This is a genomic window from Fodinibius halophilus (assembly GCF_011059105.1).
Taxonomy (GTDB): domain Bacteria; phylum Bacteroidota; class Rhodothermia; order Balneolales; family Balneolaceae; genus Fodinibius; species Fodinibius halophilus.
On the sequence record NZ_JAALLS010000003.1, the window covers coordinates 165196 to 184635 of the forward strand.

A 19440-nucleotide genomic window follows, 5' to 3' on the forward strand; every position below is an offset into this window, starting at 1 on the left:
CACGCTATTTATGACAGAACGATTTGAATTTAATACCGACGAAGTAAGCTCACAAAAAGAACTCCATGAACGCATGGAAGAAGCCTGTGATTCAATGGAAGCCATTTATGAAAATGGAGAATACCCAAAATTACTGGTCAAACGATCGTGGTCCAAACATAATCCCATTATTACGGGAGAGATGGCAAAACCCAAATCGTATCGCTGGTACCTACTGCGGGAACTTAAGAAACTCGGCGAAAAGGGGGCTGTCATAAAAATCCTCCCTTCTCGAGAGCGGCTGGCACTTAACGATCCCGACCTACTAGATAATACCGACGAAGATGACTGGGACATCACCCAGAAAAAGCTGTTCCTGTTTAGTCCCGAGCGAATAGAGATCTCACTCAATCGCCTGGAGCATTACACCGGTACTCAACCCGAAGATTTCCAACGTTATATCCTGTTTACCAACTACGATATGCACGTGGAAGTCTTCAAAGAGAAGTTTCCCGACTGTGTTGGCCCGGCTCGCGAAGGAGTACAGATGCCGGCGTACCACCATAAGCTGGATGACCATAAAGGCGTAACCCTTATTAATATTGGGGTAGGTCCATCGAATGCCAAAACCATTACCGATCATGTTGCCGTGCTTCGTCCCGATGCTATGATTATGGTAGGTCATTGCGGAGGCCTGCGTAACCACCAGGAAATCGGTGATTTTGTACTGGCCACCGGCTTTATGCGTGATGATGGGGTACTGGATAATATTTTACCGCTCAATATTCCTATTACGCCCAACTATTTGCTAAATGTATATCTTAAAGAAGTGCTCGACAGTTATAATCGCAATCACCGTTTGGGTACCATCTTCACCACGGCCAATCGGAACTGGGAGTTTATTAAAGGACGAACGGTAGAGCAGATTCACATGAGCCGCAGTATTGCCGTAGATATGGAATCGGCCACCGTTGCTACCAACGGCTATCGATACCGTATTCCCAATGCCACTATGCTTTGTGTTAGTGACAAACCCCTACATGGAAAACCCAAGCTCAGTGACGATGCCCAGGAATTCTATCAAGATTCCAAACAGATGCATATTGAGATGGCTATTGACGTGCTTAATATGTGCAAACAAAACTATCCCGAAGGCTTACCCAACGCCAGTATCCGCGCCATGAACGAACCATTGATGGGCGGACCCGACGAAGACTAAGTTCAACAAATTATTACCGCTTCTTCAAGCCTGTCAGAGATCCACAACTCTGACAGGCTTTTTTATTAGTTCCATTTACCATAAAACAACAATCATTTATTGTTTATCAATAAAAAATTGTTACTATTCAGTAAATTTTATTTTTACTTGAGATTGAACATCAATAAAGCGATTTGTATTCATGACTTTTAACAAAGATTGGACCCTCGCTCACTTCCTATATTATATCTCACAAATTGGTTATGTGCTAATTGGCGGACTTATCCTAATACAGACCTTTACGTTTTTCATGCAAAGCCAGAACAATCATTTAAGTACCGATCTAATTCCTGTGCAATTAGAAGTCCAGGAATTTAAGGAAGCAAGTGATATCAAAGCAGGAGAGGTTACCTTGCATATAAATGAAGAGATGAATGGAAGAGTTAGGCTTTCAACCTCAGACAAATCTTCTCAATGGCCTATTATTGGTTTTTTCTTGGTCGGCTTGTTGAAGTACGTCATTTTAGCCATCGTTTTATTCCTGTTCAGCAAACTTTTCAAGACGATTATTGACAAGGAACCCTTTAGCGAGAAAAATCCAACGTACTTATTTACTATTGGCTGGATTTTATTCTTAGCCCCATTTACTATTCCTGCCCTTAATTTTTTCGTCCATCCCTATTTCGCCAGTCTAGACCTCCCAGAAAACTTATCAATTGCCGGGCTAACATATATGGGGGATGGATATGCCTATGCAGGCATTTTTATACTTGTATTGGGCTATGTATTCAAAGAAGGAAACAGGCTCTACAAAGAACAACAACTCACGATATAATTATCACACTATGAAAGGACTTGGAGAAAAATCAACGGCCTACTTCTGCTATCTCATTGTTAATGTTTGGTGGTACCTCTCTTGCCTAATGGGAATTCTGTTTGCCGGGCTTTTGAGCTATGAATTCTTTGGGAGTAGTCATCCCAACTCCATTTTTGGATTAACACTCCCCATAAAGTCTGACCTTATCACTCTTAAAAACCCGGAGCAATATGAATATCTCTCCACCGGTCCGGCAAAGGGGATGATCGATTTTGACTACATCCTGCAACACACTCCTTACGCATATATTACCTGGGCGATCTTTATTGCTATCGCCATTGCTCTTTTTCTATTGGGATTATACCAGCTGCGCAACCTGTTAAAATCTGCCACTAACAACACCATCTTCACCGGAGAAAACGTCCGCCGCCTTAAAATAATCGCCCTTTTGGTGTTCTTGGTAGAACCGCTGGAGTGGCTGGCCTATTATCTCACCATACACTTTCTGGGACCTGCCTCAGAGATTATAGCCCATGGCATTGGTGAGTTTAAATTAGAAATGCCACTTATTGGCTCGGACTGGACATTTCTAATCGGCGGCTTATTGCTCTATACGCTTGCCGCTGTTTTCGAGAAAGGCAACGAGATGTACCAAGAACTCAAATTGACGGTATAACTAATACCTAAATCATCTATGGACCTGCAATCAAACATCATAAAAGAAAGCAATTTTAGGTGGCTTGTACTCTCAATACTAGCTTTGATGGTTCTATTTTATATCTATCTGGGTATCAACAGTATTCAAACATTCCACCGAGTATATGACAATAGCCCACCCTCTGCACAAACAGCGACCTATGAAATAGGTGATTTAACTCTCTCCAAAACGACCGTTGTTCAACAAGACACTAAACGCACGGTTCGCTATATCACGACCGATGATTTATCATACACTCCATCCCAAAAGAAGACAGCTAATATTTTACAGGCACAAACAGGCTTAACAAAAATTATGGGGCTGAGTGGCAATCCTTCATTCCTGGTTACCGAAGAACATGAATCATTCTGGAAATCTCAATTTTATTACCAGATCGCATTTTATTTTGGTGGATTTCTAATTTTTGCGCTCTTTCTGATAGGTGTTACCGAAATCAATTTTCGACAAGAAAAAAAGTTATTTACAAAAGAAATTAAGCGTTTCTTTGGCGGTATCTATGCATTATTCATTACTGCATTCTTTATAAAAGCTGTTCTTTATGGACGAATGGTTCACTTTCTAAACAATGAATATTACCTGGGCGAATCACTTACCGGCGGAGTATCCAGCTCGTTGTTAAGCATTGCAGTAGCTTTACTATTCATTTTTCTCTTCTTGGAACGCGCAATTAAACTTCAGAAAGAACAGGATTTAACTATTTAGGTTATTATGGCCATTAAAGTAAACTTAGATTTAATGCTGGTAAAGCGCGATATGTCCCTGACCGAACTCTCAGAGAAGGTGGGAGTGACGATCTCAAACCTGTCGATCCTGAAAACCGGCAAAGCCAAGGCCGTACGTTTCTCTACGCTTAACGCCATCTGTGAGGCCCTGGATTGCCAACCGGGCGATATTTTAGAGTATGAAATAACCGGAGAAGAGTAACACTATTTACTTTTACTCAATAAAAGCATAGCATAACAACCGGAAACAACCAATCGCAAGAGAATACCAATTATGATTCTAAAAGCAGAAAACATCACAAAAGCATATAAATCAAGCGCAGATGCTTTTCGGCTGAAGATCGATGACTTTGTTATTGAAGAGGGCAGTTTTACCGCCATCCTGGGACCCAATGGGTCAGGAAAGTCAACCTTTTTGAAAGTCATTCTCGACCTTCTTTTTGCCGATACCGGGCATATCACCCTGATGGGAAAATCACACAAGAATAAAGAATCACGGGTTAAACTCAGTTATCTGCCGGAAAATTTCTCACTCCCCAAGAATTTTACCGTCAGAGAGGTATTGCAATCCTTTGCCGGGCTCAAAAAGTCACCCCCTGAGAACCTGGACCTACGCATTGAAGAACTGGCCGATGCCTTTGATGTCAACTACCTGGACAAAAAAGTGAAAGGCCTCTCCAAAGGGATGACACAGATTACAGCCCTGATGAATACCTTTTTGTCTGATGATCAATTTTATATTCTGGACGAACCGTTCAACGGACTCGATGCGGTAAAGAAAAAGGGTATCATGGATTATATATTTCACCTGCAAGATAAACGAAATATCTCGATCCTGATAACGACCCATATTCTTTCTGATATTGATAAAACCTGCGACCATCTTCACCTTATAAAGGATGGGCAAATTATCGAAGAAGCTTCGAAATCAGAATTACAAGACCAGTTTGATACCGTCGAATCGTTCTACCTGCATCATTTTGAAAACAAAGAACCTATTACATCATGATACGTTTTATTACACGCACCATTTTTAAAAATAAAGCATTATGGAGCTGGCCTGCAATTGTTCTCCTATTTGTATTAGCCATTATGTACTGGGGAGATATAGCAGCTGCTCAAAACAGTTACTCATTTTCAGTTCAGGTGGGTGACCTTAACCTTTCTGCAGCTATGGTTATGTCGCAGATTATAGGCTTAATTACCTTAGTCTGTATCATTGGCTTTCCAAACCACTTTTCTCAAAATTTAAAGTCGGAACGCAGTTCATTGATTCTATCAAAACCTATTTCTCGCTCCGATTTTTTCTTTTCTGATCTTGCGGCCGTCTCTATTGTAGCAGTAGCCTACACCCTTATTACCCTTTTACTTCTGGCAATAATGCTGGCTATTAAAGCCGCTATATTTCCATTTCAGTTCTTTCTCGGCATACTGCTGTTTCTGCCACTGCTAATATTAACCTATTATATAACAATTGTTTTATTTCTCACTATTACCAACTCTTATCTGGCAGGTGCCATTTTAGGCTGGTTTATAACAAGCCTGTCCGCCGGCCTGCTAAAGATTGAAAAATTAATAGATCTGTTTGGCATTGAGTCAGAGTTATTTCGCTACTTTATGGTAGCGCTCAGCTATATTATCCCCAGTGCGGGCGGGGTAGAAGAGCTGCTTAAGCAGATATACAGCGGTGGCTTTTCAGCACTTGACGGCGGGTTACTGGCTTTTATATTGGTTAGCTGCCTGCCTTTGGGCCTGCTCAGCTTATATATATTCCGGAAAAAAGAGTTTTAAATTTGATATCAAAACTTCTTCTATAACTACCAATGGAGTCTTTTCCCGACTTTAGAAATCAAAAAGTGCCATTGGTAGTTGTAGTTCCATTCATATCAACTTTTTGATTGATGCTTTCAATCGCATTTGTCAACACGTGGGTTTGACTCTGTAACTCTTCGGCTGTCGAAGCGTTCTTCTCCGCCATATCTGCTGTGTTATCTGTGGTATCAGATATTCTGGCAATACTGCTTTTAATCTCTTTTAGCTGAGCAATCTGCTCATCCCCCACCGTATTTACCTGTTCAATCCAGGCCTGTAGTTCATCAATCTGTGATGAAATTTGCTTTGAAATAGAAACCCCGGCTTCTGCCTTCTCCACATTGGTTTCAATCATCTTACTAATATCAGCTGCTGCCCGAGCCGTCTTTTGGGCTAACACTCGAATTTCGTCAGTTACAACGGCAAAACCAGCTCCGGCATCTCCTGCACGCGCAGCCTCAACGGCAGCATTCAGTGCCAATATATTTGTCTGCGAAGCAATACTGTCGATGGTTTCAGTAATGGTAGATATATTACTGCTAGACTCTTTTAAATTATTCATAGAGTCATTCATCTGATCCGTATCACTGGCAATCGACTTCACCTTCTGAGTGGCAGAACTCGTTTTATCGTTAAGCTCCAATATTTTTTCGTTCATGCTGTCGATCGATTCATTGGACTCTGCTACTGCCTGGGCATTATCAGAAGCATTGGCAGCCAAATCTTGCCCGGAATCAGAAATAAATTCTGTCACCTCTCCAACTTGATGAGCCGAAGCGCTCAGCTCATCCATAATATTAAACACCTTCGAGTTGTTCAGGTACTCTTGTGTAAGATTTAATACAATGTTGCTTATTACCACTGCTTCAACAATCACAAAAATTGCATGCAAAGCCACCAGATCCCAACCACATCCATAATCAAACACTTTAATAGGAGTCCCGGCAACAGCCATTTCATAGGTTTGTGCAACATTAAAAAGGGCGTGGTGTATCGCTGTTGTTGCTGCAGCAGCCAATACCGGTGCTATATCTTTGTACCGTATCAGTACGGCGATAGCGATAAAAATATGGAAGTGCATTTCTATCCTACCCATATGCTGCTGGATAAAAATCATAGAAAAGGCCATAAATGATGCCCCAAAGGTAATTCTGCTTAATAGAGTGCCCGGGTTCATATTATAAACCGCATAGGCAATGCCCGTTATCACGGCCCCACCTACAAATCCCAACAAATAGGTACTGTATGTAAATGCTGTTAGTGTGGAGGCACCAATCCAGTGCACAACAACAAGTCTGAACATAAAAGCATCAGCTTTCTCAAAAGTTTTTTTAACATTCTGCTTTACCCCCGCCGATAATCCCTCATTATAAATCGGAAAGAATGTATCTTTGAAACTAGCTTGATTGGTCATTGTCCAATTTCTTTTATCCCCTCCCGAGGATTTTTAACATTGTTCTATTATTGTATTGCTTGTTCTAACACAAGCTGTATTGCTTCCTTCTCAATATTATTTGATAATACCCGCCTCACTTTCCACTCATTCTGCTTCTGCTGTAAAACAAAAAAGTGATCCGTATGAAAAATTGTTGGCTTATCTGCATTCGGCTTGTTTAAGCGCACATTAAAATCACGGAGAACTTGTTTCATATCATCTTTTGCCAAGGTAACACCTCGTATATCTTCCGAAAACTGACGGCTATACCTATTCGATAAGTCTGCCGAAACCTGCTCTCCAATATCTACGAATACTGCCCCTGTCTTACTGTCAGGGTATTTTTGATCTATTTCCTTAAAAACCTTAGCCAGTTTTATTAACGAAGTAGGACATATCGACTCGCAACCAACATATCCGAAAAATAGTACCTCTATTGAATTTGATGACTGGGAAAGAAACGGTGGTTCAGCTACTGTTTTATTTTCCAGGGGATGCGCATTACCTAAATACGAAAAACCTATTACTAAAGTAGCAGGCAATAATAATAAGCTTGCCAGCAAAAACAGTGATATAACTTTTCCCATTTTTTTTGTCCCCTTGCCCACGATTAAGATTTAATTATCGGTGTATATGCTTATAACTTAAGTTATGCGTTGTATTTGGGGTTGGGGGTAAAGACAAAAGAGGTTGGCCTCCCTTTTGTAAGGATTATACGTTCAGATAGTCTTACTTATAAAACCAACATCAAAAGAGAGGTTCCCATGTCTGACCAAGAACAATTCGAAGCCGGCACTTTTTTAAACAGAACCGTCAAAGAGATGAGCCCAGACGAACAACCGCGCGAGAAGCTAATGAATTACGGAAGTGAAAGTCTTTCGGATGCTGAACTCCTGGCTATTTTACTTCGCACGGGCAGCCGAAAAATGAACGTGATACAGATGGCCCAAGCGCTACTCGATCATTTCGATGGCCTACGCTACCTGGCACGTAAAGATTGGCAAGATCTTAAAGTGATACCGGGGATGGGGAAGGTAAAGTCATTAACCCTGGAGGCGGTGTTTGAGCTTTCCAAACGTATACAAGTAGCCAGTTTGGGCGAACAGGTGCAGGTTACATCACCCGAGGATGCGGTGGCCTATTTTGGACCAAAGCTGCGAGACCTCACTAAAGAGGTATTCATGGTGGCCTTTCTCAATAATGCCAAAATCGTAATGGGATATAAAAAAGTAAGCTCCGGCGGTTCAACAGCTACTATTGTAGATCCAGCCGAGGTAATGCGGCAGGCGGTAATGAATGAGGCCAACAGCATACTACTATTACACAACCATCCCAGTGGCAATAACAAAGCTTCAAAAGCCGATATCCAACTGACCGAACGTATTTCAAAATCCGGCAAACTGCTGGGCATTCCCGTTGATGACCATATCATCATCGCCGGCGACGGCTACACCAGCTTCCGCGCTCAAGGGATTATTAATTAAGAATTGGAAATTAGGAATTAAGAGTTAAGAATTAGGAATTGAGAATTAAGATTATGAAAAAGGAAAATATTGTTAGAGACAAAAGTTATCAGTTCTCACTGCGTGTTATTCAACTTAGTCGAACATTAATTAAAAACGAGCACGAATATGTTATATCCAAACAAATTCTAAAAAGCGGGACCTCTATTGGCGCTAACATTGAAGAAGCAATCGGTGCTCAATCCAGAAGAGACTTTAAAGCCAAACTTTCAATTTCTTACAAAGAAGCCAGGGAAACGCATTACTGGCTCAGATTGATAAGAGATTCTAAACTTATAAAGCCTGAACTTGCCAATTCCCTAATTGAAAATTGTGATGAATTATTAAAAATACTCGGCTCGATCATAAAAACTCTAAAAAATCCTCATTCCTAATTCTCAATTCCTAATTCAACTCCTTATATTTAGCGGTTATTAATTTCCTGCAAATGCAACGGTATTATATAATGAAGGATTATCTACGAAAAGTTATTAGCACCTCACTGGCGCAGTTTGATATCAATGAAGAGGATATCCCTGAAATCCAGATTGAAAAGCCCAACCAGCCAGAGCATGGCGATGCGGCCTCCAATATTGCCCTGAACCTCGCAAGTATTCTAAAAAACAGTCCGCGCAAAATTGCTGACCAGATTGTAGAGAGCCTGGAATATGAAGCTAATAAAATTGATACTGTTGAAATTGCAGGACCCGGTTTTATCAACTTTCGATATGCCGAAAACTACCTCTTTGATGAACTCAATAATATCCTCGAAGAAGGAGAAAGATTTGGGAAATCTTCTGCGCTCGACGGCCAGCGCATCCTTGTCGAATATGTTAGTGCTAATCCTACAGGACCACTAACCGTAGGCCACGGCCGTAACGCCGTACTGGGCGACACCATTGCCAACCTGTTGGAATGGACCGGGGCCGAAGTAGACCGCGAGTATTACTTTAACAACGCCGGTCGCCAAATGCGGGTATTGGGGCAGAGTGTCAAAGCCCGATACCTGCAAGAGTTGGGACAAGAAGTTGACCTTCCCGATGATGGATACGAAGGAGAATATATTCGTGACATTGCCAAAGCATTAATTGACGAACACGGCGAAGAGCTCATTGATAGTGATAACATTACCCCGTTCAAAGAAAAAGCTGAACAGGTTATTTTTGAGGATATCCAGGAGACTCTACAGCGTATGGATATTGAAATGGACGCCTTTTTCAATGAGCAGGAAGTATATGATGACGGATCCATCGACAAAGTCGTAGAAACACTGCGCGAAAAAGATCTAGCTTACGACGAAGACGGGGCAACCTGGTTCAAAACAACTGAATTTGGCAAAGATAAAGATACCGTACTGATCAAAAGCAGTGGAGAACCCACCTATCGCCTGCCCGACATTGCTTACCACGTTAACAAACTTGAACGGGGCTATGACCAGTGCATTGACGTCTTTGGAGCCGACCACATAGATACCTACCCCGACGTACTTTCCGGGCTCGACGCAATGGGCTATGACAAATCAAAGGTTGATGTGGTGGTTTACCAGTTTGTGACTATTGTCAAAGAGGGTAAGCCCTTTAAGATGAGTACGCGCAAAGCCAACTTTGTAACCCTTGACGATCTCATGGATGAAGTTGGTTCTGATGTCACACGTTTTTTCTTTGAGATGCGTGATCCCAATACGCACCTGGAATTTGATATCGCCGAAGCTAAAGAAGCCGGGGACAAAAACCCGGTATTTTACCTGCAATATGCGCATGCCCGCATCCACAGTATCCTGCGAAAGGTAGAGCAAGAATATTCTTTTGATGCCAAAGCAAAGCTTAGCCTGCTTACCCATGAGTCAGAAACAGAATTAATGAAAAGCCTTATCCGCTTTCCTGAGATGATCCAAAGTGCAGCCCGCAGCCATGAACCCCATCGGCTAATAAACTACCTGGATGACCTGGCCTCCGCCTTTACTTCATTCTATCACGATTGCCGTATTCTAGGCGAAGAAAAAGAATTAGTACAAGCACGTTCGGCACTGGCCAAAGCCACCGCACAAGTGCTGGCGAATGGATTGGGTATTTTGGGTATTTCTGCACCGGAAGAGATGTAACATGCGAGAAAAGGTCATAGTTTCCAAATAGTATACCCATAACAGACTATTAAATAAACTGTCTTCACTTATTTACTGGGGACTTTTCATACTTGGCAGCCTCACCTCCTTGTCACACTTGAAACAAAAAAATTTTTTTCTAACATGTGCATTCATCTTGAGTTATCATCAAGACATAACATAAACTAACTTCGTAATCAAAAATCTATTCATTATGAAAGTTAAGATTATGATAGCCAGTCTAATGTTATTGTTCATGGGAAGTGTAATATCTCCAGCATCTGCCAAAGTACGAGAAGACCTTTGTGAAGATGAGCTCGCAAAATGCAAGAATGATTGTGATGAAAATTGGAATGCTGACTGGGCAAAAGGAGCATGTTACACAGGATGTGGTGCAGGTTATGCAGCCTGTGAAATTGCCATCGAATAACACAATTAAATACTAAACATAGTAGGGGTACAATACCATATTGTATCCCTATTACTTTAATACTCTATTCTCAATGTTCCCTAAGAAAAGTTGTTTTTTTTACACCTTAATTTCTCTACTAATCTTTCAGTTAGTAAGCTGTGAAAAAGAGCCTAATAAAAGAACAGGTAAAGCGGTACAGTTTGTTGATTACGATATAGAAAATGTACTCACTATCGATAGTACAAATAGCGCCAACTACATTACTGATTTTACCCTCGACTCTCTAGGAAATATCTACGCACTTGATATCAGTGATTTTCAGTTAAAAAAGTTCAACCCAAATGGAGAGTTAATTGCTAAAACTGGAAGAAAAGGAGACGGGCCGGGAGAATTTAAAAAACATTACTACACTGTTAGTAAACTTCCAAATCCTGTAGGGTCCGCAAGTGTCAAAGAGGTCTCAATACAGCTCTTTTCATCCACCTTAGAGCACCAAGATGTGTTGCTTAATAACGGAATAGTCTCCACCTTTGCAGCTAATAACAACGGGGATATTTTAGTTAGCAATTTTGCAACAGGTAATCTTGACCTCCTTGACTTGGATGGCACGTACCATAAAACAATTGAAGAAGTAGATATTACTGATAAAAAGAAAATCTATGATCTGGTCAAATATATTAAATTCTATAATGACGATATTTTTTATGTGTCATTTCCATTTAAAAATTTAATCCAGAAGTTTTCTATCTCACAGGGTCTTTTGGATGAATTCAGGCTCCCCTCGATTCCAAAGTTCAGCCGTACCAACGACGGATTACCTAAAGGACCAGTCATCCAGGGAATTACGACATTACCAAATGGAAGAGTTTGGGTTGTAGGCCGCAGCTTCAGTAAAAATCCGGCTCAAGATATATATGTTTTCAATAAAAAAGGAGAGTACATCCATACATTTGTACTGCCGGAAAAGGCCCAAGCCTTAACCTATAATAATCAGTCACTTTATACTCTTGGGGCCGGCGGATACCATATAAAAAAATGGAAAATAGATCCGAAACAAGTTTCAAGTCATGAAATCGATTGAACTCACAAACATTTCTACATACTACAAGAAATCAATATTCCAGAAGACCAAGGTACTGAGGAATATTGACCTAAAATTACAGAAAGGGAAAATATATGGCCTGCTAGGCCCTAACGGCGCCGGGAAAACCACATTAATTAAAACATTACTCGGCTTACTTAGAAAACATGACGGTACAATCAGTTATTATAACGAAGGTAAAAAAGTAAGCCGCGTAAAATGGCTCCAGAGAGTAGGCTTTGTACCCGAAGAAGTAACGTTCTCACAAAATATTACAGGTAGAAATTTTCTAAAATTAATGGGAAACTTATATCCTATCAACAAAAAAGATCTCACCCAACGGGTAAAAGATCTTTTTCAATTAGTAGGACTGGAATCAGAAAAAGAAAAAAGTATTAATGCTTATTCCAAAGGAATGAAAAAAAGGCTGTTAATTGCCCAAGCCCTTTTATGTAATCCTCATATGCTTTTTTTAGATGAACCGATGGCAGGCCTGGATCCCAAACAAAGAAATCAAATGAGAAGCCTCTTCACCCAGTATAAGGACCAGGGTACCGGCATACTAATTAGCAGCCATGAACTTCCTGAAATCCAAATGATCTGTGATGCTATTTTTCTTATAAAAGATGGTCAAATTATCCTTACCGAAAACCTTGACAGCCTGGATAGCTTTCAAAGCAACCCGGAAGTACAACTAGCAATCAACGATATCAATGAGTTACCCCAAAAAATATCAACAAAATATCATTGTTCAGAAGAACATGGGAGAATCACTATTTCTGTTAAACAAGATAATCTTCAAGAGCTCTTAGCAGTATTAAACGACAATGGTATCGCCGTGAAAAATATACAAACAGGTAGTGCAAATCTGGAAAAGGTATTTCTAAATAATTTGAAGTAACTATGAGTACTCTACTGAATGTTTTATCAATTCAATGGCGTGAGTTAAAACAAGCGCGGTCATTTTATACTGCGCTTGCACTAGGGATACCGCTTTTTATTTATACCGGTATTTTCATGGACCTGCAATGGAATGCGTACCAACTGGTGGCAGTAGATTATATTACAACGTCTGAACCGAATCTATTTATATCTCAATGGGCCTTTGGATATTTTGTAATCTTATTTTGTTTATGCTATACAAGTGGAGCTATCCTTATGCTAAACAAAACCGGTGAATTCACGTCTCTTTTATTTTCAAAACCGATATCAAGAGAAAAATTCTTTTTGTATCTAATTTCTGGTACCACGCTCTTAATAATGATCCCATTTGTACTTTTACATCTTAGTTTTTGGATTAATTTTGGGATCCTCGATCAAGTATGGTCACCATATATATGGCTTAGCTTACTTGGATTATTAGCTCCCTGCCTATTAATTGTTAGTTCGATTTCGTTCTTTTCATTTATTTCGGGCAGTGGTGTCTTTCCAACAATAGTATATTGCTTTATTTTTCCCTTTATCTTCGGAGAAAAAGAAAAGTTTTTATATCCGTTAGCGGATAATAATATCTACAGAGGACTTATAGACTTTATAGATCTTTTTCTACCAAATTTTGGTGACCTTCTTATGTTTTCCGGAAATATATTTGCCCAGCAACCATACCAGCTTTCCATTAACACCTTAGGAATTCCCTACATTGTCATATTATTGGGAATCTCATTTTTTCTCTTTAAAAGAAAAAATATATAACCGAGATATGGAATTTTTATTAGAACACCTTGAGTTAATCCTAACCTTCATTGCTAGTGTCGTCATAATTTTGCTATCTGGATTTACCGCCCGAAAAAAGGGTGCCAGCTTTGCTTTAGGAGCTATCTTCGGCTTGTTATTTAACTTCATCGGATTAGTCATCCTTTCATTACTCCCAGATAAGCAACCCCGACACACCGAAAATAATAATCAGGCACTATAATCCTCAATGACACTGACTGAGAACTTAACTTAGATTAAAGCTGCTGCTCACATGTATATTTATAGCCATACGACAATCACTTCCAAGGAAACCTACAACATCAGTTTACAAGTTCTGGCATTTTCTTATAATTCAAGATTAAATAAACTAACCCTGAAAAAGGAATAAAGAAGAAAATAAACCCCAAGAAAATTTTAACAAATGTTGAATATCTTTGTTCTTTTCCAACTAAAAATATTGCTGAGATAGTAATCACGAAATAAAGTATAATTACCAAAAATAACATTGGTTCACTTATAAAAAATATCATAATAAATAATTATTTATTTGCAACAATAAGCTTGTGTTGATAAACATCCATGATTTTCACCAACACAAGAAGTATCCACTCCACCAATTTTACTACATGTCTCTCCGGTTGCTTCCTCATGGTCCTTAACCTTTCTGGAGGCACCCTCACTTTTTATGGTGCTCACAGCAACTGATCTTGTAAAACCGACTGAATTTAAATAATAAGTATTCCAGAAACTACAACCACTTAGTGTAGACCTATGGAACATATTAGCTTTAATTTTATTTTGCGAATTAGAAGTTATTTCATCTAGTGCAAATAATAATAACGTTAAATCTTTATTTAAGTTATTTTTACTAAAGTCTTCTAATGGTCCCTGATAGTTTTCCGTAATAATATAAGGGGAATTATTTACTAGGCTTACACCTAAACTAGGTTTTCCATCTAGATGCAAAACCTCATCCTTAATATAGAAAGAAAAACTTTGTTCCCTAGAATTATGTTTATCCCCAGAAATTACGTTATGCTGTAAGAAATTAATATCTGTTCTGCTCTTTCTTTTTTTAACTTCTGCTTTTACAACACCAAGAGAAACGAACTCTTGAGAGAATAGGTCCTGATTATTTTCAATTGTTAAATTCTCTTTTAAATCATAATTTTTCTGAGCTTCTTCAGTTCCAACAGTATCATTACATGATGAAAATAAAATGAATGATATTAAAACTAATCCTAGATATGATAAGTTCGATAAATTTAGATATGACACCTTGCATCTCTTTTGATTAAATAGATTATAACTTTTTTAATTTCAAAAAAAAAAAAAGAAATAGTCAAATATTTTTTTATAGATCAGGAAGTAAGTCAGGAGAATATAGTTAAGGACTTAGGCTAGTGTAAACAATAGAATAGGAAACGAGTTTTGAACATCAAAGCACTGATGTAAATACAAATAAGATAGAAGTTCAAGACGTTACCCACTTATATCCTATATCTTAAATACTGTAACTCTCATGCCGGCGAAACTTCGCAAAACACACAATCCCTTTTGAAAGTTAATCTAATACGATAAATCTGGCGCACTCAAACAGTTGATTGCTCTCCTCAACCGTCAAAAATTATATGTCGGAAAATTCGGCTGAATCCTACCTGGTGTTTACACCGGGCCGTTACCTTAATACAGCACCCGAAAACGAATAGTATCATCTACATTTTTTAACTCTTCCTTTATCTCTTCGTTGTAATCGGTGTTAATATCAGTAATAACATACCCTACCGATTCATTTGTTTTGAGATACTGCCCGTCGATATTGATGTCGTATTTAGCCAGAATATTATTGATAGTAGCCATTATGTTAGGCTTATTGGCGTGAATGTGTAAAAAGCGATGGGAATCCTCAAAACTAGGCAGTTTTAAATTAGGCAGATTTACGCTGCCCGAAGTATTTCCGGTATTAATAAAATCCATAATTTTGTGGGGCACAAAATTGCCAATATGCTCCTGGGCCTCCATCGTACTACCGCCAATATGTGGGGTAAGAATGGTATTTCGGGCACCGGCCATCACATCTTCAAAAGGTTCGTCATTGCTTTTGGGTTCTTGGGGGGTATACGTCTATACCAGCCCCTAAAATACGTTTGGCATCAATAGCATCGCGCAGAGCATCTGTATCTACTACTTTGCCTCGCGCCAGATTTAAGAAAATAGCTCCATCGTGCAGCCAATCCAGCTCTTCTTTGCCAATAAGGCCTTTATTAGCGGGGCGACCATCCACATGAACGCTCACTATATCAACTGTTTTAAATAGCTCTTCCATAGAAGCAGTACGGGTGGCATTGCCTAGGGGCAGTTTATCTTCCAAATCATAATAATACACGTCCAGCCCCATAGCTTCTCCCAACACACTCAGCTGGCTGCCAATATTACCATATCCTACAATACCCAGCTTTTTACCGCGAAACTCATGGCTGTACTTGGCTGACTTTTGCCAACGGCTTTGATGCATAGCCATTATTTTGTCTGGCAAATTACGGATCAGAAGTATCATTTCAGCAACAGCCAACTCTACTACACTCCTTGTATTACTGTAGGGTGCATTAAAAACAGCAACACCGTTTTTACTTGCTGCATTTAAATCGATCTGATTGGTGCCAATACAAAAAGCACCGATACACAACAGGTTGGGGGCGTTATTGATGATCGACTCCGTCATATCGGTTTTGGAGCGAATGCCAATAATTTGGGTACCTTTCAGGGCATCGTGCAGTTCCTCTTCCGACATGGACGAGGTTTGATAGGTCACATTATACCCTTCATTTTCGAAAAGTTTTACGGCATCTTTATGGACGCCTTCGAGTAGCAAAACATTAATTTTATCCTTCGGATACGATAGCTTTTTAGTCATTGTTCTAGTTTTTTAACAATGCTGCTTTTAAAAGTTAGTATTATGATATAGCATATTTGAACTATAGAAGTGGGAATGTAACTAAATTTATTCGAGTGGCGAAAATCTAAATACTACTGTTTTCTATATTTGCAAAAACCTATTTAAAACAGTTCCGCAACATGTAGCATTACTTAGGCCGGAATAAGCTTACTAAAGCAAACAATCCCTTTTGAAAACTGTTCTGCGATTTGAAAACCGGCCCGTTCAAACATGGTATTACTCTCATCGATAGTCCAAAATTTGATGCCGCCAAACTCCGCTGAATCCTGGAGCAGGCGCATATACCAGGCATCAGCATTTACCAGGTGCATCATAAAAAAGATGCCGTCTTTCTTAATAACGCGACGAGCTTCATAAAGCACTTTTAACGGATCTGACAGTTCATTAAGTGTCCCTCCCATCATCGCCCCATCAAAAGTAGCACCAAAAAACGGCAACCTACGACCATCGGCACGCAGAAGATATAGGTTGGCCTGCTCTGCTTCTGATTTCAGTCGTGCCTCCTCTAACATCTGTTTTGAAAAGTCCAGTGCCACCACCTTTGCCTCCGGCTGTTTGCCTTGAACCAAGCGACTGTACAACCCCGTTGAGCAACCAATATCCAAATACAATTTATCGGGCTGGGGATTTAACCACTCAATGAGTAGTTCCCGTTCTTTTTCGATAGGGAAGGTCTCTCCTGTCAGGATTGAAAGAGAACGTTTACGCCAGATATCCTCATACAATGCTGCCGTCACCTTCCAGTGATTAGAACTTTGTGCCCATGACATGCTCACCGGATCATCCGCCAACAGGTCAATAATGTTATTGGTGATAGCATACTCGTCTCCTTTGTTAGAACAGACCGTACCATTGAAACTCTTTTGTAGATTTGCAACTTCCCGGGGTACCGAAATAGACGCCCGATCATTCTTTGGGGAACGCAGTTCAAGAGACATAACTTTCTTTTTTTAAATATTCAGTATCATAGCCCAAAAAAGGCACAACAAATTCACAGCCGACGTGCAATGGTACGGGATTGTACCTATCGGTGTTGCACTCTAAATCTGACTCTCTTTTTGTAGAATCAAAGAGATTTGTGCACCCTTTTGAACACTTAACATCTCTTCGGCATTTCCTTTATTTATGCCGATCTCCAACATGCCTGAGCTCCCAATAAATGCCATTGGTTCGCCTTCCGGTACGGCCCCAAACGTACTGACGATCTCATCAAGAATAGTGTTGCCCACATAGATTTTTACGCTCTTATCCCCAATAACATCTTCGATCTGGGAAGCCGTTATATTGGTAATTAAATTGCCAAACTTATCAATATGGATCACCATACCTTCCAGCCCATCCTTATCGGCAATAGGTACCGTCCACCGATAGGTAACAAGCTCATCGAGGGGCTCCCCCAGCTCTTCTAACGGCACCCCTTCGCTAAGATGAGCAGCTGCAGGGGCAAAAATATCGCGGCCGTGAAAAGTCTCCGAAGGGTTATCCCTCCAATATTTTTCGTTGGTCAATCGTACAGCCTTATAATCACGCTCTTGGGTGAGCAGAGAAAAGATACCGTTATCGGGACCAACAAAATATTGGTCTTCTATTTTCAGGGCTACTGCATTTCGATCTGTACCAACCCCGGGATCTACCACTACGTTATGAACCGTACCGCTTGGAAAAAGCATAGCAGAGTTTTGCAGGATCCATGATCCTGCCATAATATCCTGAGAAGGAATATCATGTGAGATATCGATCATCCGCACATCAGGCGCAATGCCCAGAATAACCCCTTTCATGGCACTCACATAGTAATCCTTCAGACCAAAATCAGTCGTTAAAGTAATTACATTACGCATATGTATTGAGCATAACCGGCATCACGAGCATGAGAATCTCCTCATCCTCTTCCTCCTCGGAAGGTTTTACGATACCAGCTCTATTGGGAGTGGAAAATTCGAAATATACTTCATCACCGTCAACATTACCTAATACATCAGCCAGATATTTAGCGTTAAAACCGATCTCCATCTCATCATTACTGTACTCACAAGCAATGGTTTCTTTCGCCTCACTGCTCATATCGATGTCTTCGGCCCGAATTGTTAAGTTATCGGGATTGAGCTGCAGGCGGATCTGTCGTGTAGTAGAGCTAGAGAATATAGCCACACGCTTTACTGTGGCCAGCATCTGTTCTTTGTTAATGAACAGTTCCTTTTCGTTGTCCTTAGGAATTACTGATTCATAATTGGGATACTGCTCATTAATGAGTCGTGTAATAACAATAGTATTTCCGCTCTTAAAGCGCACGTGATCTTCCGTAATAGTCATCACACACTCCTCGTCGTGGAGCGCTTTCTTGACCAAGTTTAATGCCTTTTCCGGCACAATAAAGTCGACCTCGGTATCACTGGTAAGGTCGTGTTTGATATACTTCACTAAACGGTGACCATCGGTAGCAACAAATTTGCTCTCCTCGGCACCGATATCAAAATAAACCCCCATCATTGCCGGACGAAGATCATCATTTGATACTGCAAAGAGCGTTTTATCGATAGCGTTGAGAATAACATCTTTACTCGTCTCAAGCTTTTGCCCATCATTTAAATTCGGCACCTCAGGAAACTCATCGGGATCTTCACCCACCAGCTTATACGTACCCTTATCGGTACGAAACTTAATATTAAATTTCTCATCAACCTCAAAGGCTACGGGGATATCGGGCAACTGACGCAGTGTTTCTATCAGTCGTCGTGCCGGTATTGCCACAGCCCCGCCATCATCGATATCAGCATCCATCGATTCAATAATCGAAATTTCAAGATCGGTAGCTGTCAGACGAAGTTGATTGCCATCACTTTCAAATAAAATTGTTTCCAAAATGGGCAGTGTGGCTTTATTGGGAACAGCCCCCGAAACCGCTGATAATGCATTAACAAGTTCGTTACTTGAGACATTAAATTTCATAGATAAACCTTTTTAAGCTAAACGTTCGTCAGACATCGATTTTTAGTCCGAATAATAAGTACC

Annotated in this window: 23 protein-coding genes; 15 read left to right on the plus strand and 8 right to left on the minus strand. The window is 40.2% G+C overall.

Features of this window, described 5'->3' with window-relative positions; genetic code table 11:
* The first annotated feature begins 10 nt into the window (after nt 1–10).
* The 7 genes from G3569_RS03945 (at nt 11) to G3569_RS03975 (ending at nt 5225) form a co-directional block, all read left to right on the plus strand.
* Nucleotides 11–1198 carry a phosphorylase family protein gene (locus G3569_RS03945; RefSeq protein WP_165266297.1) on the plus strand — a complete coding sequence of 396 codons (1188 nt, stop codon included), beginning with the start codon at nt 11–13 and terminating at the stop codon, nt 1196–1198.
* A gap of 181 nt (nt 1199–1379) precedes the next feature.
* The gene (locus G3569_RS03950) at nt 1380–2012 is read left to right on the plus strand and encodes a DUF2975 domain-containing protein (RefSeq protein ID WP_165266299.1); all 633 of its coding nucleotides are present in this window, start codon (nt 1380–1382) and stop codon (nt 2010–2012) included.
* A gap of 10 nt (nt 2013–2022) precedes the next feature.
* Nucleotides 2023–2670: a DUF2975 domain-containing protein gene (locus G3569_RS03955; protein ID WP_165266301.1), complete on the plus strand. Its 648-nt coding sequence runs from the start codon at nt 2023–2025 to the stop codon at nt 2668–2670.
* 18 nt (nt 2671–2688) lie between these two features.
* Nucleotides 2689–3414 carry a DUF2975 domain-containing protein gene (locus G3569_RS03960; RefSeq protein ID WP_165266303.1) on the plus strand — a complete coding sequence of 242 codons (726 nt, stop codon included), beginning with the start codon at nt 2689–2691 and terminating at the stop codon, nt 3412–3414.
* Nucleotides 3415–3420: 6 nt separating this feature from the next.
* Complete coding sequence (locus G3569_RS03965; RefSeq protein WP_165266305.1) at nt 3421–3636, plus strand: helix-turn-helix domain-containing protein; 216 nt, start codon at nt 3421–3423, stop codon at nt 3634–3636.
* 72 nt (nt 3637–3708) lie between these two features.
* Complete coding sequence (locus tag G3569_RS03970; RefSeq protein WP_165266307.1) at nt 3709–4443, plus strand: ABC transporter ATP-binding protein; 735 nt, start codon at nt 3709–3711, stop codon at nt 4441–4443.
* Nucleotides 4440–5225, plus strand: a complete 786-nt coding sequence (locus tag G3569_RS03975; RefSeq protein ID WP_165266309.1) for a hypothetical protein — start codon at nt 4440–4442, stop codon at nt 5223–5225. Before G3569_RS03970 ends, G3569_RS03975 begins: the two co-directional genes overlap by 4 nt.
* A gap of 58 nt (nt 5226–5283) precedes the next feature.
* Here G3569_RS03975 and G3569_RS18725 read toward each other — a convergent pair whose 3' ends face one another.
* Both G3569_RS18725 and G3569_RS03985 read right to left on the minus strand, forming a co-directional pair.
* Nucleotides 5284–6660: a methyl-accepting chemotaxis protein gene (locus G3569_RS18725; protein ID WP_165266311.1), complete on the minus strand. Its 1377-nt coding sequence runs from the start codon at nt 6658–6660 to the stop codon at nt 5284–5286.
* Nucleotides 6661–6707: 47 nt separating this feature from the next.
* Complete coding sequence (locus G3569_RS03985) at nt 6708–7268, minus strand: SCO family protein (protein WP_165266313.1); 561 nt, start codon at nt 7266–7268, stop codon at nt 6708–6710.
* 177 nt (nt 7269–7445) lie between these two features.
* Here G3569_RS03985 and radC point away from each other — a divergent pair, with 177 nt between their 5' ends.
* From radC to G3569_RS04025, 8 genes are all read left to right on the plus strand, one after another.
* Nucleotides 7446–8165 carry a RadC family protein gene (radC, locus tag G3569_RS03990; protein ID WP_165266315.1) on the plus strand — a complete coding sequence of 240 codons (720 nt, stop codon included), beginning with the start codon at nt 7446–7448 and terminating at the stop codon, nt 8163–8165.
* 53 nt (nt 8166–8218) lie between these two features.
* Complete coding sequence (locus G3569_RS03995; RefSeq protein WP_165266317.1) at nt 8219–8578, plus strand: four helix bundle protein; 360 nt, start codon at nt 8219–8221, stop codon at nt 8576–8578.
* 71 nt (nt 8579–8649) lie between these two features.
* A complete protein-coding gene (gene argS / locus G3569_RS04000) occupies nt 8650–10284 on the plus strand; it encodes an arginine--tRNA ligase (protein ID WP_165266319.1) in 1635 nt (544 codons plus the stop codon).
* A 214-nt stretch (nt 10285–10498) separates the two neighbouring features.
* Nucleotides 10499–10714 carry a hypothetical protein gene (locus G3569_RS04005; protein ID WP_165266321.1) on the plus strand — a complete coding sequence of 72 codons (216 nt, stop codon included), beginning with the start codon at nt 10499–10501 and terminating at the stop codon, nt 10712–10714.
* 73 nt (nt 10715–10787) lie between these two features.
* Complete coding sequence (locus G3569_RS04010) at nt 10788–11777, plus strand: NHL repeat-containing protein (RefSeq protein WP_165266323.1); 990 nt, start codon at nt 10788–10790, stop codon at nt 11775–11777.
* Nucleotides 11764–12678 (plus strand): ABC transporter ATP-binding protein, encoded by a 915-nt coding sequence (locus G3569_RS04015; RefSeq protein WP_165266325.1) that lies wholly within the window; start codon nt 11764–11766, stop codon nt 12676–12678. Before G3569_RS04010 ends, G3569_RS04015 begins: the two co-directional genes overlap by 14 nt.
* A 2-nt stretch (nt 12679–12680) precedes the next feature.
* Nucleotides 12681–13469, plus strand: a complete 789-nt coding sequence (locus G3569_RS04020) for a hypothetical protein (RefSeq protein ID WP_165266327.1) — start codon at nt 12681–12683, stop codon at nt 13467–13469.
* Between the two features lie 7 nt (nt 13470–13476).
* Nucleotides 13477–13692, plus strand: a complete 216-nt coding sequence (locus tag G3569_RS04025; protein ID WP_165266329.1) for a hypothetical protein — start codon at nt 13477–13479, stop codon at nt 13690–13692.
* Nucleotides 13693–14015: 323 nt separating this feature from the next.
* Here G3569_RS04025 and G3569_RS04030 read toward each other — a convergent pair whose 3' ends face one another.
* The 6 genes from G3569_RS04030 to dnaN all read right to left on the minus strand — a co-directional run bounded on the left by G3569_RS04030 (nt 14016) and on the right by dnaN (nt 19377).
* Nucleotides 14016–14750: a hypothetical protein gene (locus tag G3569_RS04030; protein ID WP_165266331.1), complete on the minus strand. Its 735-nt coding sequence runs from the start codon at nt 14748–14750 to the stop codon at nt 14016–14018.
* A gap of 405 nt (nt 14751–15155) precedes the next feature.
* Nucleotides 15156–15545: a Rossmann-fold NAD(P)-binding domain-containing protein gene (locus tag G3569_RS18320; protein WP_205720021.1), complete on the minus strand. Its 390-nt coding sequence runs from the start codon at nt 15543–15545 to the stop codon at nt 15156–15158.
* 19 nt (nt 15546–15564) lie between these two features.
* On the minus strand, nt 15565–16386 hold the full coding sequence (locus tag G3569_RS04035) for an NAD(P)-dependent oxidoreductase (RefSeq protein ID WP_205720022.1): 822 nt from the start codon (nt 16384–16386) through the stop codon (nt 15565–15567).
* Nucleotides 16387–16559: 173 nt separating this feature from the next.
* Nucleotides 16560–17366 (minus strand): class I SAM-dependent methyltransferase, encoded by an 807-nt coding sequence (locus tag G3569_RS04040; protein WP_165266333.1) that lies wholly within the window; start codon nt 17364–17366, stop codon nt 16560–16562.
* A 102-nt stretch (nt 17367–17468) separates the two neighbouring features.
* Nucleotides 17469–18269, minus strand: coding sequence for an SAM hydrolase/SAM-dependent halogenase family protein (locus G3569_RS04045; RefSeq protein WP_165266335.1), 801 nt, complete (start codon nt 18267–18269; stop codon nt 17469–17471).
* On the minus strand, nt 18262–19377 hold the full coding sequence (gene dnaN, locus G3569_RS04050) for a DNA polymerase III subunit beta (RefSeq protein ID WP_165266337.1): 1116 nt from the start codon (nt 19375–19377) through the stop codon (nt 18262–18264). Before dnaN ends, G3569_RS04045 begins: the two co-directional genes overlap by 8 nt.
* Nucleotides 19378–19440: the final 63 nt, after the last annotated feature.

Bases quoted from the DNA above. Each gene is read 5' to 3' on its own strand.
- G3569_RS03965 (WP_165266305.1), top strand. From the start codon at position 3,421: ATGGCCATTAAAGTAAACTTAGATTTAATGCTGGTAAAGCGCGATATG.
- G3569_RS04015 (WP_165266325.1), top strand. From the start codon at position 11,764: ATGAAATCGATTGAACTCACAAACATTTCTACATACTACAAGAAATCA.
- dnaN (WP_165266337.1), bottom strand. From the start codon at position 19,377: ATGAAATTTAATGTCTCAAGTAACGAACTTGTTAATGCATTATCAGCG.
- G3569_RS18320 (WP_205720021.1), bottom strand. From the start codon at position 15,545: ATGGCCGGTGCCCGAAATACCATTCTTACCCCACATATTGGCGGTAGT.
- G3569_RS03950 (WP_165266299.1), top strand. From the start codon at position 1,380: ATGACTTTTAACAAAGATTGGACCCTCGCTCACTTCCTATATTATATC.
- G3569_RS03970 (WP_165266307.1), top strand. From the start codon at position 3,709: ATGATTCTAAAAGCAGAAAACATCACAAAAGCATATAAATCAAGCGCA.
- G3569_RS04020 (WP_165266327.1), top strand. From the start codon at position 12,681: ATGAGTACTCTACTGAATGTTTTATCAATTCAATGGCGTGAGTTAAAA.
- G3569_RS04040 (WP_165266333.1), bottom strand. From the start codon at position 17,366: ATGTCTCTTGAACTGCGTTCCCCAAAGAATGATCGGGCGTCTATTTCG.
- G3569_RS03975 (WP_165266309.1), top strand. From the start codon at position 4,440: ATGATACGTTTTATTACACGCACCATTTTTAAAAATAAAGCATTATGG.
- G3569_RS04045 (WP_165266335.1), bottom strand. From the start codon at position 18,269: ATGCGTAATGTAATTACTTTAACGACTGATTTTGGTCTGAAGGATTAC.
- G3569_RS04025 (WP_165266329.1), top strand. From the start codon at position 13,477: ATGGAATTTTTATTAGAACACCTTGAGTTAATCCTAACCTTCATTGCT.
- G3569_RS04005 (WP_165266321.1), top strand. From the start codon at position 10,499: ATGAAAGTTAAGATTATGATAGCCAGTCTAATGTTATTGTTCATGGGA.
- G3569_RS03955 (WP_165266301.1), top strand. From the start codon at position 2,023: ATGAAAGGACTTGGAGAAAAATCAACGGCCTACTTCTGCTATCTCATT.
- argS (WP_165266319.1), top strand. From the start codon at position 8,650: ATGAAGGATTATCTACGAAAAGTTATTAGCACCTCACTGGCGCAGTTT.
- radC (WP_165266315.1), top strand. From the start codon at position 7,446: ATGTCTGACCAAGAACAATTCGAAGCCGGCACTTTTTTAAACAGAACC.
- G3569_RS04035 (WP_205720022.1), bottom strand. From the start codon at position 16,386: ATGACTAAAAAGCTATCGTATCCGAAGGATAAAATTAATGTTTTGCTA.
- G3569_RS03995 (WP_165266317.1), top strand. From the start codon at position 8,219: ATGAAAAAGGAAAATATTGTTAGAGACAAAAGTTATCAGTTCTCACTG.
- G3569_RS03985 (WP_165266313.1), bottom strand. From the start codon at position 7,268: ATGGGAAAAGTTATATCACTGTTTTTGCTGGCAAGCTTATTATTATTG.
- G3569_RS03945 (WP_165266297.1), top strand. From the start codon at position 11: ATGACAGAACGATTTGAATTTAATACCGACGAAGTAAGCTCACAAAAA.
- G3569_RS03960 (WP_165266303.1), top strand. From the start codon at position 2,689: ATGGACCTGCAATCAAACATCATAAAAGAAAGCAATTTTAGGTGGCTT.
- G3569_RS04010 (WP_165266323.1), top strand. From the start codon at position 10,788: ATGTTCCCTAAGAAAAGTTGTTTTTTTTACACCTTAATTTCTCTACTA.
- G3569_RS18725 (WP_165266311.1), bottom strand. From the start codon at position 6,660: ATGACCAATCAAGCTAGTTTCAAAGATACATTCTTTCCGATTTATAAT.